This window comes from Tenacibaculum ovolyticum DSM 18103, from assembly GCF_000430545.1.
Lineage (GTDB): Bacteria > Bacteroidota > Bacteroidia > Flavobacteriales > Flavobacteriaceae > Polaribacter > Polaribacter ovolyticus.
This window is the reverse complement of sequence record NZ_AUMF01000010.1, coordinates 15555-29338: the sequence shown is the minus strand read 5'-3', so window position 1 is coordinate 29338 and position 13784 is coordinate 15555. Positions and strand designations below refer to the sequence as shown.

11 protein-coding genes are annotated in these 13784 nt (G+C 27.5%); 2 read left to right on the top strand and 9 right to left on the bottom strand.

Annotated elements, in window-relative coordinates; all coding sequences use genetic code 11:
• Positions 1-21: 21 nt before the first annotated feature.
• From H518_RS0102460 to H518_RS0102430, 7 genes are all read right to left on the bottom strand, one after another.
• Positions 22-780 (bottom strand): methyltransferase domain-containing protein, encoded by a 759-nt coding sequence (locus H518_RS0102460; RefSeq protein WP_028887603.1) that lies wholly within the window; start codon positions 778-780, stop codon positions 22-24.
• Positions 777-2168, bottom strand: a complete 1392-nt coding sequence (locus tag H518_RS0102455) for a B12-binding domain-containing radical SAM protein (protein WP_028887602.1) — start codon at positions 2166-2168, stop codon at positions 777-779. Before H518_RS0102455 ends, H518_RS0102460 begins: the two co-directional genes overlap by 4 nt.
• Positions 2165-2947, bottom strand: a complete 783-nt coding sequence (locus H518_RS0102450; RefSeq protein WP_028887601.1) for a class I SAM-dependent methyltransferase — start codon at positions 2945-2947, stop codon at positions 2165-2167. Before H518_RS0102450 ends, H518_RS0102455 begins: the two co-directional genes overlap by 4 nt.
• Entirely contained in the window at positions 2940-4406 is a 1467-nt protein-coding gene (locus tag H518_RS0102445) for a B12-binding domain-containing radical SAM protein (RefSeq protein WP_028887600.1), read from the bottom strand. The genes H518_RS0102450 and H518_RS0102445 overlap by 8 nt, the downstream gene beginning before the upstream one ends.
• Complete coding sequence (locus H518_RS0102440) at positions 4399-5301, bottom strand: nucleotidyltransferase domain-containing protein (protein ID WP_028887599.1); 903 nt, start codon at positions 5299-5301, stop codon at positions 4399-4401. The genes H518_RS0102445 and H518_RS0102440 overlap by 8 nt, the downstream gene beginning before the upstream one ends.
• Positions 5298-6119: a glycosyltransferase family protein gene (locus H518_RS0102435; RefSeq protein WP_028887598.1), complete on the bottom strand. Its 822-nt coding sequence runs from the start codon at positions 6117-6119 to the stop codon at positions 5298-5300. Before H518_RS0102435 ends, H518_RS0102440 begins: the two co-directional genes overlap by 4 nt.
• A 1618-nt stretch (positions 6120-7737) precedes the next feature.
• On the bottom strand, positions 7738-7926 hold the full coding sequence (locus tag H518_RS0102430) for a hypothetical protein (protein WP_028887597.1): 189 nt from the start codon (positions 7924-7926) through the stop codon (positions 7738-7740).
• Positions 7927-7989: 63 nt separating this feature from the next.
• Here H518_RS0102430 and H518_RS20340 point away from each other — a divergent pair, with 63 nt between their 5' ends.
• Positions 7990-8427, top strand: coding sequence for a hypothetical protein (locus H518_RS20340; protein ID WP_051263640.1), 438 nt, complete (start codon positions 7990-7992; stop codon positions 8425-8427).
• A gap of 434 nt (positions 8428-8861) precedes the next feature.
• Positions 8862-9296 carry a hypothetical protein gene (locus tag H518_RS20335; RefSeq protein ID WP_155995113.1) on the top strand — a complete coding sequence of 145 codons (435 nt, stop codon included), beginning with the start codon at positions 8862-8864 and terminating at the stop codon, positions 9294-9296.
• A gap of 110 nt (positions 9297-9406) precedes the next feature.
• On the opposite strand, the gene H518_RS0102415 is transcribed toward H518_RS20335, so the two are convergent.
• Together H518_RS0102415 and H518_RS0102410 are read right to left on the bottom strand one after the other, a co-directional pair.
• A complete protein-coding gene (locus H518_RS0102415) occupies positions 9407-9865 on the bottom strand; it encodes a hypothetical protein (protein ID WP_155995111.1) in 459 nt (152 codons plus the stop codon).
• A gap of 115 nt (positions 9866-9980) precedes the next feature.
• Positions 9981-13769 carry a transglutaminase domain-containing protein gene (locus H518_RS0102410; protein WP_081411141.1) on the bottom strand — a complete coding sequence of 1263 codons (3789 nt, stop codon included), beginning with the start codon at positions 13767-13769 and terminating at the stop codon, positions 9981-9983.
• Positions 13770-13784: the final 15 nt, after the last annotated feature.

The window sequence follows — 13784 nt, the reverse complement described above, 5'->3', positions numbered from 1 at the left end:
TAATTTTCTCTTTGAGATTACTTATTTTTTCACAAAACGTAACCATGGAAACGGAGAGTCATTTCTTTTTAAGATTTTATGAAAGATACTTCTATTTTGCATATATAAAATTTCAAAATCTTTTACCTTTGTAATTTCATGATGAAAGTAATTTAATGTCATTTGAGGAAAACCTAAATTTTCGTAATATTTATCTGTTCTATCTTTCGCTTTAAAAAGTTCTTCTTTCTTATAAAAAGGACTATCTATAATATGTATCTCTCCTTCTAACTTTAAAAAGGACTTCAAAAGCAAGAATAACTCATTAAAATCTGAAAAATACTGAACAGAAGCATTCAAAATAATGATATCAAATTGTTCTTCAAAATTATCTAATTTAAATATATCTCCATAGCAATAACAAGTTTTTTCTTTTCCAAACAAACGTACAGCTTGCTCTAACTCCTCTGTATTTACATCTAAACCTATAATTTTATTTTCTTTAGAAATACTTGCTAATTTATTAGTAAACCAACCGTTTCCACAACCTATATCTAAAATAGATAAACCTCCATTTTTACTCTCTAAATATTTTAAAATTCTTTTAGTTGATTTTTCTCGTAACTCCCACTCTTTTTTATTGGGGTTTTCTATAAATGTTTTAGGTAATATAGAAACTTCATTATCTATCAAAATTCTATTTTCTTTCTCACGAGCTCTAATATAATCTAATTCGAATTTTTCTTTTTCTTCGGTTAAGTAACCTACTCCATTTCGTGTATAAAGAAGATTTAAAATCATATATTCTTATAATATTTCATTGCCAAATATGCCAAAATTGATTTCGTTTTTATTTTCATCAAATAAAGAAAATTCTTCCTCTCTCCTTTTAAAACCTCCTTATTAGAATTTACTTCATTTACAATATACTTAACTGCATAATCGTAATACTTTCGAGAATATGTTCTTTTAAAATCGATATCTCTATCGGTTGTGGTTTTCCAATCAGGCTGCATCGTAATATTTTGCTCTATTTCATTATATAATGAAGTTCCTTTTATAGGATAAGCAACAGTAATTGTAAAATGTGTTGGATTTGCAGCTTTTAAATATCTAACCGTTTCGTAGATATCTTTTTCATCCTCTCCAGGATACCCAACCATAATAAAAGTACCTGTTTCTACCCCTAAGGCGTTTGTTTTTTGAATTGCAGATTTTACTACATTAATATCTACACGTCTATCCATAGCGTCAACAATTTTTTGCGAACCACTTTCTGCTCCAATCCAAATTCTAGAACACCCTGCTTCTTTTAAAAGTTGTAAAACCTCATCGGTTAATCTCTCTGCACGTGTAATACATTCAAAAGGAATAATAGCATCTTGTTTTATAACTTCTTCATGAAAACTTTTAATCCATTTATGGCTTACTGTAAAAACATCGTCAACAAACCAAATAGAATCCGGCTGATACTTATTTTTTAATAATTTTAATTCTTGAGCAACTAAGTTTGCAGACCTTCTACGATAACTTTGTCCATAAACGGCAGTACTACACCATTTACATGTATATGGGCAACCACGCTGTGTACTTACAGTCATAGAGCTTTGTCCATGGTGTTTTTTCCAAGTTTCTAAATACTTATAAACGGGTATTGCTTCTCTATTAGGCAATGGTAAATCAGTTAAATCTTTTATTTTTACTCTCGGGGCTGTTTTAATAACTTTTTCATCAAGTAAAAAAGCGATTCCTTGAATCGTGTTATAACTTTCATTATTAAAAATTGCTGAACATAAATCTAAAGTTGTTTGCTCTCCTTCTCCTATAACCAAAAAATCAGCGCCTGCCTTTAGGTAATTCTCACAATTATAGGTTACATCTGGCCCTCCAAGTATAATTTTAACACCTCTTAGCTTAACATTTGTTTTAAGTTTTTTCATCAACTTAATGACATTAATTTTTGTCATTAAATTAGTATAAATAGCTATCGCCTTAGGTTTTTTCTCTTCAATAAATTCTAACTGTTCTTCAAATGAATAAAAAGTACTATCATATACATCATTTTCAATTTTATTTTTATTGAGATAACTCGATATATACAATAATCCTAAAGGAGCATAAGGACGCATAATTTTTTGCTCCTTATCATCTTCATATAAATAATATGCATGGGTTAAAACTACATTCATTTTTTTATTAATTCAATTATAAAATGATCTGCATATTTCGCTAAAAAACGATTTGACAATCTTTTTTCGATTATTTTTAAAATATTCCAAATAGGCTTTTTAGTTAAAAACGACTTTTCTAAATAAGAAGGTGGAATTACGATTCCTACAGGAGAATAATTAATTACCGTATAAATTACCTTAGACATTTCAATTATTTCTTTTGGGTTAAAATACCAGGTTGGTACTTGTACACCATTAACATTCACCAATAAAGCTTCATTTACTTTTCTTCTTTGAGCTTTTTTAAAACTCCCTTTAATAAAAAAATAAAGTTGTTCCCAAATACAATTTTTAGGCATCAATACCATTACTAGTTTTCCTTTAGATACTAATAATTCTGAAGCCATTTTCAAGAACTCTCTTAACTCTTCATGAGAGAGGCAATTCAATCCTCCAAAATTTGAAAAAATAACATCAAATTCTTTTTTAAAAGAATCTTTTGAAAGTTTTTTACAATCTAAAACTTCAAAATTTAAATTATTATAGCTATTCTTTTTATTTGCTACTTTAATCATTTCTTCTGAAATATCTGTAGCTATTATATTATGTCCTTTTTTTGCAAGAGCAATTGCATCTACACCTGTCCCACAATTTAATTCTAAAACATTTACTTTTTTTTCTGATGAAAATATATGTTCAATATTTTTATAAACTTTTTTACGCTGTTCCCTACCTATTTTAGTGTTCGTAAAGGTATCATCGTATGTTTTTGCTGCAATATCAAAAAAACTAGTCATTAATATTCTCTAATTTATTTAATTGCAATTTATTTATTATTGAGGTAGTTATATAATATGGTAATAAAAAAACTAAGCGCCACTCATACATTTTTAAACTAAAAGGGTTTCTAATCATTTTTTTTAAATTAAAAACTCCTTGAGTTTTCCTAAAAACTTTGTGAACATATCGCTGCAGTTTTTTATAAAATTTAGAATTAAATGATCCTTGAAACATCATTGCTAAATCATCAGAGTCTGTCCAATTAGCTTTTAGCTTTAAATCATCTTTTACTTTTTCGTAAAATACTGTTTCAGGTAATGGATAAGATACCGAAACGCCTATATTGTCAGGCAACAATTTTTGTATCATTTTAATTGTTAAATCGATATCTTCTTTAGTTTCGTTTAAATATCCAAACTGAATAAAAAAAGCAACTTTTATATTTTTTTCTTTTAGTAAATGAGTAGCTTTTTCTATTTGAACTATGGTAGTTCCTTTATCCATAGCGTCAAGAATTTTTTGAGACCCACTTTCAGCACCAATCCAAACTTCAGATAATCCACTTTCGGCTAATGCTTCTATATTTTCTTCTTTTAATAATAAATCTGCTCTACTTTGTATATAATAACTAATATTTAAGTTTTCTTTCTTCAATAAAGTATTAAACTCTTGCACCCATTGTGATTTTAAACCAAAAATATCATCGCACATCCAAAACTTTTTAACTCCAAAAGTTTTCTGTAAATAACTAATATGTGCAACAATATATTCTGGAGAATGTGAATTGTATCTATTTCCATAAATTGGTTTAGCACACCAATTACATTTAAACGGACATCCTCTAGTAGTAACCATATTTAAACTAAACTCTTTCCCTCCTTCTTCCCAAATCTTTTTGTAATCATTAATATTTATTAAATCCCAAGCAGGCATTGGAAAACTATCAAGTTCTTTATAAACAGGTCTTTTTGGATTTTTAATAATTATCCCTTTATCATTAACATAAACAACTCCATCAATTACTGTGGCATCTCCTTTATTCTGAAACTTATCTACTAATTCTTTTAACGTTACCTCTCCTTCCCCTTGAATTATAAAATCTGCTCCAGCATCCAAATATTTTTCATAATGATCAGTAGCGTCAGAACTACAAACTACTATTTTACAATTATTCCCTTTTGCTTTTAAAATCATTTCAAATGCTGCTTCTCTCATATTGGTTAAGCACATCTTAGTGAGGTAATTAAAACCATCATCATAAATTACAAAAACATCAGGTTTATTAATTTCTAAAAACGAATGTAAAGGGTCAATATTTTTAAGCAAACATGTATCAAATAAACTAACAGCATACCCTTTCTCTCTTAAAAAAGATGCAGCATACATAGTTCCAAGCGGTGGAAAAGGAGTTTTATTATTCCACTGTTTTTCGTCAAACGGATAAAAATAAGAATGTGAAAAAGCAATGTTAAGCATGTTCTTGCGCAAGTTTTATATTATGTTTTTTTTCGATCTCTTCGTATTTTTCATTTAATAAAGATAGTACCTTTTTTTGAAAATTACTTGGATGGTGTTTTGAAACATTCTCTGAAGACTTAAAAGCTATTTCAAAATCTTCTTTAGATAAATGATTAAATTTATCTCTCCATTTTTTTATAGTTATTTTCATAAAAACCTTTTCTATATAATCTCCTACCTTATAATTCAATAGTTCTTCAACCATTTTAGTAAAAGCACTTTTAGAGATTGTTTTAATATTTTTTTCTTTTCTAATTAAATTTGGAAAAAAACCATACACCCATTTATTTTCTTTAAGAAATTGTTTAAATGTAATTTCTCCGTATAAAGGAATTAGCGTAGCGACTTCTGTAGCAGTAAATCTATTTTTTTCATCTACACTTAAATAACCGCTGCTCATAAAGTAATTTACACAAAAATATTTTTTAGAATTTAGCAAGAATATTTTCTTATACAGTATCAGTAAAGTTCTGGCAATCCAAATTCTATTTTTTCTGGTAATAATAAAAAAATCAATATCACTCTTCTCATCAAAATAACCTTTTGATAATGATCCAGAAATACAAACACTATCTATGTATGGAAAATTGGATATAAACTTAGCTATCTTCCAAGCTTTAGGCATTATATTTTCAGCATTTTTATTTCCTTCTAGCCTTCTATCTAAAATGTTTTTATCATTAAGTATAGAATAGTACCCATTGTTATTATAGATAACCCCTCGTTGCTCTAAACTTAATATTTTTTTAACTACCTCCTCTTTTTCTTTAGAATCTGAGAAACGAAAAACCTCCTCAAGCGTTAAAGGGTAGTTAAAAATAGAAAAATATAATATGCTTTTTAAAATATTCATTTTTTAATATCTATTTGAAGAAGTGTTCTTTTATTTATTTGCTTTCTTTTTTTATCAAAAACCCACCCCCATTTATTAAAATATTTAATTGACGATACTAAATGATATAAAAAAACTTTGTTTTTTTTATATGATTCTTTATTATAAACGTGATAAACAAATGCTTCGGAAAAAAAAACTGTTCTACATAGCTCATTTACTCTCCTTGTTAAATCTAAGTCCTCAAAATAAAGAAAAAAACGTTCATCGAATCCATTAACTTTTTTTAATATACTTGTTCTAAAAAACATAAAACAACCCGATACATATGGTATTTCTATATTACTATTGTAATCGAAATTTCTTAACTCATACTTTTCATCTCTCTTTTTAACAATCTTTTCAACTCGCAAAAAACGTCTAATAATTAAATCTTTTGGAGTGGGTATTAACTTACACAAAAATTGTAATTTACCTGATGGGTATAATACTTTAGGAGCACTTAAACCAATTTCCTTATTTCTATCCATAAAAAGAGTTAGCTGACCTACCAGGTTCTTACCTAATCTTATGTCAGGATTAACAACTGCATGATATTTAGATTTTAGTTCAATTCCTTTTCTTATAGCTATATTATGTGCTTTTCCATACCCTAAATTTTCATTATTATAAATATATTCTAGGTTTTTATATTCTTTAAAAGAGTTGCAATTATTTTCATGCGAATTATCTATAATAAAAACATATAAATCAATAGTTGATGAAAAAAAATCAGAAAGTAATTTCTTAATATCACTAATTTCATTATTAAATAAGACTATTGAAACTGTTAAAATCATTAAATCCTTTTTTAGCTAAGTTATTCAATTTTATAATGAAAAGGGAAATCTATAAAAATTAACTAAAAAAATAAAATTTTTGAAGACATCATTAAGGTTTATTATTTAATAATAAATACTACATTAAAAAAAGAGATTCCTAAATCTTTATTACTCATTTTAGTTTTAAATAAAAAAACATGCTAATTTTACTATTGATTATTTAAAACGTCATTACGGTACCACAAACTGTTAAGCTCCTCAAACCAAAAATTAGTTTATAACACGTAATGACGAAAAAAAAACTTCTTTTTTATATAAAACAAAGCAAGCCTTTACTGCATTGCTATCTTTTTTAAATGTCATTACGAGGAGACATGGGGTAGCAATCTCACAACTCTAAAACGGTACCGAAAAAGATTGCTTTTTACCTCGCAATGACTACATTTAAAAAAATTAACAACTACTTTAGTCATCTATATAGCAAACAATTATTTAAAACGTCATTGCGGTATTACAATTTGATATCCTCCCCGATACCAATAACAAACCTATAACTCATTACCTTTGATACCCCCCAGTATCTCAATAATAAGCCACAACTAGTTACCAAGCAACACGCAATGACGATAATTAAAGCTTCTTTTTTAACACAAAAACAAATTAGTTTTATTATAATTCTATTTTTTTAAACATCATTACAGTATTACAATCTGATACCCTCCCCGATACCAATAACAAAGCTATAATTCATTACCGTTTGATACCCCTCAGCACCCCAATAACAAACCTATAACTGGTTACTAAGTAACACGCAATGACCATAATTAAAAGTTAAAATCTTTTTTTAACATAAAAACAAATTAATTTTATTATAATTCTATTTTTTTTAAACATCATTGCGGTATTACAATTTGATACCCTCCCCGATACCAATAACGAACCTATAACTCATTACCGTTTGATACTCCCTCAGCACCCCCAATAATAAAACTATAACTAGTTACTAAGCAACACGCAATGACGATAATTAAAAATTAAAGCCTTTTTTTTAACACAAATACAATGTAACTTAATTGTATGTGCCGCTATTTTTTAAATGCCATTACGAGGAGACATGGGGTAACAATCTTATAATTCTAAAACGGTACCGTAAAAGATCGCTTTTTACCTCGCAATGACTACATTTAAAAAACTATATTAATTATTTATTTAAAACGCCATTGCGGTGCTACTACTCGATAGCCCTTCATCCCGATACCAAGAATGAATCTATAATAGATTACATCGTGACTCGCAATGACGATAATTAAATATTCTTTTCTATTAAGACAATACAACTTCTTTAAGTTAAACCTCCATCAAACATTTTAAATCTAACAAACACAATTGATTGTATATTGGCAATACTACTTTAGCCCAAGCATGCTTATATTTTTAATGGTTATGTTACCTAGCAATTGCAATTTTTATTTTTAAATATATAACTGATGTAGTTTGCGTATAAGTTTTAATGTTACTTTTTTACTACTTATTACGCTATTAAAAAGAATATCGTTTTTAATACAATTATCTGCGTATTTTATGTCTTCATGATTTTTATTTTAGGAGACAAAATATTTTATTAAGCTAATTTTTCTTACTCTAATACTGCTTTTACTTGTTTTACTAAGCTTTTGTATTCTTTTTTTAATTTCTCTGCCGTTTCGCTTTCTCTGTCTGCTCGTAAACTCATGGTTACAAAACGTGTTGTAACACCCCACTTCTTCGCTAACCGCATCACAACTAACGTGTTGTACTTATTTCTTTTATTCGTAGATTTGTTCATAATTTTTCTTATTCTTTATCGCACAACAAGTATACAAACAAAAGATGATAAAACAAACAAAAGATGATAAATTTTATTAACATCTCAGACAGAATACAATATATCATTAATACTCAACACAATGGAACTCGTGCAAGGTTTGCTAAGAGCATTGGGTTTTCAGCCCAGGTTATAGCAAATATAGTTTCTGGAAGAAAGACAAAACCTAGTTTTGGTGTTTTAAACGCCATACTATCCACAAATGATGACATTAATGCATATTGGCTGTTAACAGGTAAGGGAGAAATATTAAAATCTACTATTTCTAGCACTAAAAACACAGTTGATTATAAAGAAAAGTGTATTGAGTTGTTAGAAGAAAACAGAAAGTTGTCGGCCGACAACATAGCACTTCAAAAAAAGGCTTTTTATTTACAATTAGAAAGTTTAAATTCTGATGATACTGATATTGCCAAACCAGATACTGCCATTACTTATCCTAAAAAAAAGAAAACTAAATAGCGTTTCGTTACTTTCATTTAGTTCTCGTCATTACGAAACACAAAGTAATCTGACATTAAATACCTACCTCATCATTTAAAAGATTGCCGTGTCGTACTTTCTCGCAATTACGTTTGCTAAAAGTGCTCGTTAACTACCGTCATTAAGAGGCACGAAGTAATCTGATATTAGATACCTACCTCGATATTTAAAAGATTATAGTGTCATACCTTCCGCAATGGCCGTTGCTAAAAAATGTTGGTTAACTACCGTAATCTTATGCTTACAAAGTAATCTTTTGTTGGTTCGATTACACATTGCTTTATTCCAACATCTATTTACTAACCGCACTACACACTAATACATTGTATTTGTTTTATTTATTCGTAGCTTTGTTCATTGACATGTTTGTTCCTTATTTAGGAACAAAATATAAACAATTGATTGTAAAAAGAATGGACTTAAACTTTGTTAACATAGCTGAACGCATACAGTATATTATTAATACTAGATTCAATGGCAACAAGAGAAAATTTGCAAATAGCATTGGTTTTGTTCCACAGGTTATCTCAAATATTGTTGCTGGTAGAAAATCGAAACCTAGTTTTGATGTTTTAAAGGCCATAATAGAAACTAATAGTGATATTAACACTCATTGGCTTTTAACAGGTAAAGGAGAAATTTTAAATAACAATGTGAGTTCTGACACCAATGTTAAAAAAATAGTTGACTACAAAGAAAAGTATATTGAATTACTTGAAGAAAATAGAGCGTTATCGGCTGACAACATCGAGCTTCAGAAAAAGGTATTTTATTTACAAGGTGGTTTAAATTCCGATCAGCCTGTTGCTGCCGAACCTAATGAATTTGATAGCTATCCTAAAAAATAAAACACAAAATAACGTTTAGCTTTTATTAATTACTACTTCTTTTCTTTAAGAAAGTTGATTCATTTTTTACACTTCAAGTTACCTCGTAAATTTATTGACTGTTTAATAAATCAATTAAAAAGGTTTAGTAATATTAAAGATAAAATCCCCCCACCAAGAATTATCAATACCAACAACCCCATTAAAGGTAAAATGGTGTCATCTACTTTGTTTATCGTTACTTTATTAGGATTATTATTTCTTGGAACATAAACATCTATCTTACCTCCTATTTTAGGTAAAGATCTAAAATACATTTTATTAAATTTAAAATGAATATCTAACTCCGTTTTCTCATACATATCATCACCTAAAACAAACCTGAAAGTAACTTCTAATTGCTCTTTAGGAAACAAATAACTTAACCTTGCTGGTGGTGCTTTTACCCACGAAAAACTCATTACCTCAGCTTTTAAACTTTTTCCTTTTTTATAATTGTAAATACTTGAAATTCCACTTACCAACTTATATATAAAAAGAACATTTAAAAGGGTTAAAAAAAATATAAAAATGTAGATGTCGTTGCTCATAATTTAATTTTCAAAATCCACTTCTTATAATATTACCAACTATAAAGAAATAGCACCTAGGTAATTAAATAATTACCTAGGTGCTATATATGTTGTTTTAGTAAATATTTTTTCACTAATCTACATTACTTATAACCTTATACGACACAAGATGACTTCTCGAATCTAATACTTTAGTTACATGTGCTTTAAACTCTACATATTCTTTAACTTCAATTAACTTAGAACTAACATTTGCCTTAATACCAACCTGTAATTTATTAGGGCCAACTAATTTATAATTAATTGAAAATTCATGATTTTTGAATCTACTCTCAAGATCTTTAGGCACATCAACAAATTCTTCATTATTTTTTAAATTAATAGTGATACTCTCATTATAAACATCTGTATTTTCATATTTTCTATAGTCTATAGGGTAATTTCTTTCACTTAATTGAACTATTGACTCATTATATGGATTTAAAAAATAAGGGATATTAAACGTAAATAAATCACCTATCTTGTTCGTTTTAATATCAGCTGACAAATTGGTAACATATTTTATTTGTCCTTTATCCTTTTCTAAATCGACTTCTTCCAAATTCAAAAGCTTTATTGTTTCACTACATCTATTAGATATTTCTTCCTGAACTTCATCTGTTAGTATTTTCCCCTTTTTATTTTTAAAGAGATCTATATAATAAGACGCCAAATGTCCTGATACTATGGTTGTTAATTTTATTTCAGAATTTTTACTATTTAAATTTAGTTCTGTGTTACTAACAAATTTCGATTTTTGTCTAGCTACATCTACAAGTTTAAATAATTTAGAAGTTAATTCACTAGAGGTATCATAAGGAATCTCTAACGCTGTTGCGCCTCTTAAAGACATAGGAATCGACCTAAAAGGTAAATTTTTATCTGTAAGTTCAAGAAATTGATCTTTTCCATCTAATTTAACTTTTACAATACAGTGATTAAAATCAGTACTTGGAAGAATCATTTCATTTTTAGCATAATCAGCGGTAAGAATTAAAACGAGCCTAGTATCTAAATCAGCTAATTTAGATAGTACTAAAAATAGCGATGAAAAGTCTTTACAATCTCCTAATTTAGTTTTAATAGTTTTAGATGGCTTTTGAGGAACATAACCTCCCTGTCTAAAACTAACATAACTATAATTAAAATTATCAGTAATATAATAATATATAAGTTTTGCTCTTTCTTTTTCTGACAATTGCTTGTACCCCTTCGGAAATATTTCTTTGAAACTCTCTTTTACTGTTTTATCTACTTTTAATTGTTTTCTTACTACATCTGAATACCAAACAGCAATATCATTCCAAGAATTAATAGAACTTACGTGTAATCTCGTTACAATATCATTAAAGTTTGGCATATAATCTTCTGTAACCAAAATACCAGAAGAGTTCTTTAACGACCACTCATGAACATAATAATCTCCTTTTTTAGATTTCGTATAGTTAACTTTTCCATTTTTAACAATATTATTAACTTTCTTATCCAATGTTAAAAACCTATAAATATTATTAACTGATGGATGATAGTCATTAAAACTATGATTAAAAATATAATCTTTATAAAACCTTCCTGATTTTGAGTAAAAAGCTTGATAAGAAATATAAATAACATCTCCTATTACTAGATCTTCAAAAACAAGCTTTGAACCATTACGATCTGCAGGAATAGTTTCTCCATTTGACTTAATAATTTCAGATTTACTAATTAAATAATCACCAGATAACCCCAAATCATACTCCTTAAAAATACCAATTCCATTCTGAGAAGTAATTTCATAAATAAAAGTTGTTCTATACTCTCCTCCTCCTCTTTTAAAGTTTAAAATATTTGTTTGATTTAAAAGTGTATTTAATCCATAATTATTTTTCTTAATGACATTTCTATTCTTATTTATATATTCATAAGGAGCCTTAAGATCAAAATCTGCTAATAAATTTTTATTTTTATTTAAATCATTAATCTTATTTCTTAGCTTCTTATCTGAAGGGCTTCTATTTAATGCTTTTTCATAAAGAGCTATTGCTTCTGTTTTTCTATTAACCTGAACATAGGCATCTCCTTTTAACTTCGTAAACAAATACGAATTCGGGTAATTTTTAAGTGCGTTTTCTATATAAGGCAAAGATCGTTTAAACTGCCCTGTATCGTGTAGTAATTGAATTAAGTTGAGATGAAAATTATTATCATCATTAAACTTTTTTAACACATCTAAATATAAGTTAACAACATCTTCAATTCTATTCTGTTTTTTATAATAATAAGCCAAATATTTAACTGCCTCAGAATTAAACTCCGTTTGGTTATATTTTTCTAATTTATTAATTGTTTCATTATCATCATTAAAAAAAGTGGCATATAATTCAAAAAATGTAGGTTTAGTTTTTGATGGCAACATCTTATCTTTCAGTAATTCGTCTAACTTTTTACGTACTTCAACTCTTTTTTGTTGACGTAGAAGAATCATCAAATCTGAAACCGTTTTTATATAAGAATAATCTGTTGCTTTTCTTATTTTTTCAAATTTAGAATTATAAGTTTCAATATCTAATTTCATCAACTCTTTAAAATTCTCAAATTCAAGTATTGATGATAAATAATAATCATTATCCTCTCTTTTTAAATTATTCTGTAGTTTTTTTAAAGAAGACTGATCTCCTTTTGCCTTGTAACAATATATTAAGCAAGATTTTAAAAATGAGCTTTTAGGGTTTTGTTTTACCCAATCATCTAAAACAGAAATTGCTTCATTAACACGTCCATTCCTATAATAAGTAAGGAAAAGACAAAATTTAGTTAAGTTATGGTCACTATTTGAGTCTTGTAACTTATTTATAAAAAAAGTTTCTATACTATGAGGTATTAGTTTAGCGTTTACATCTTTTACGCCTCTCTTTATATATTTCTTATTACCGAACGAAACCTGGTAATTATTAAGAGGCTTTCCTTCTAAGTTTTCTAAGCGCAGTATAAAATAAGGAACACTTCCACCTGTTGCTAATTTTATTAAAACTCTATTAACTCCTTTATGTAGGTTTACTTCAAGCGTATAAGCATCTAATTCTGTCATATGACTTTCATCACTTTCAAGTATCAACACATCATTAAGCCAAGTACGCATTAACCCGTTTTTACCTATTCTTAACCGAACCCTTTGATTAATTTTTGAATTAATAAATGTTTGAGCATAATGAACCCCTGAACCAAACTCTAAATGATTGCTAAAAAAATTATACACTTCAGCTTTATTGGTTGACTTGTACCACTGAGCATCTCCTTTACTTTGAGCATCAAAAACATAATTTTTTAACACCTTTTCTTCAGGTAGATAAGGCATATCAATACCACTAGAATTTAAATTTTCAAATACACCACAAAATTCCCAATCTCTAATTGCATTTACTTTATTCATTAGGTTAGTGTATTCTTTCCAATTTCTTTGATGTCTATTAGTTACTGCTTGTAAATAATACAGTCCATTTTTAACTGTTGAATTTTTTATATCAGAAGCATTTAATAACAGCGGCATCTTATAGGTCATTAAACTAAAACCTTCATTTATATAATCATTAAAGAAATAAGTTAAAAACCAATTTGAAAATAAATAGTTTTCATAATTCTCATATTTAACTACTCTTGACAGAAAATTAGGATCACTCTTCATTAATCCATTTTCCATTTGAACAACCTTCTTTAAAATTAAATTCTCAATATCTTCATCGATATTTAGATTATTAACCAATCTAAGAGCCTCTTTTCTATTATTATCAAATAAAGCCTCCCATATTTTGGCATTTTTTTGAGCATTTATAGTTAATGAAAACAAAGAAAATAGAAGAAGTAACAGTAAATTTTTAATCTTAGGACAATAAAAACAAATCATAATTTTATAGCTTTT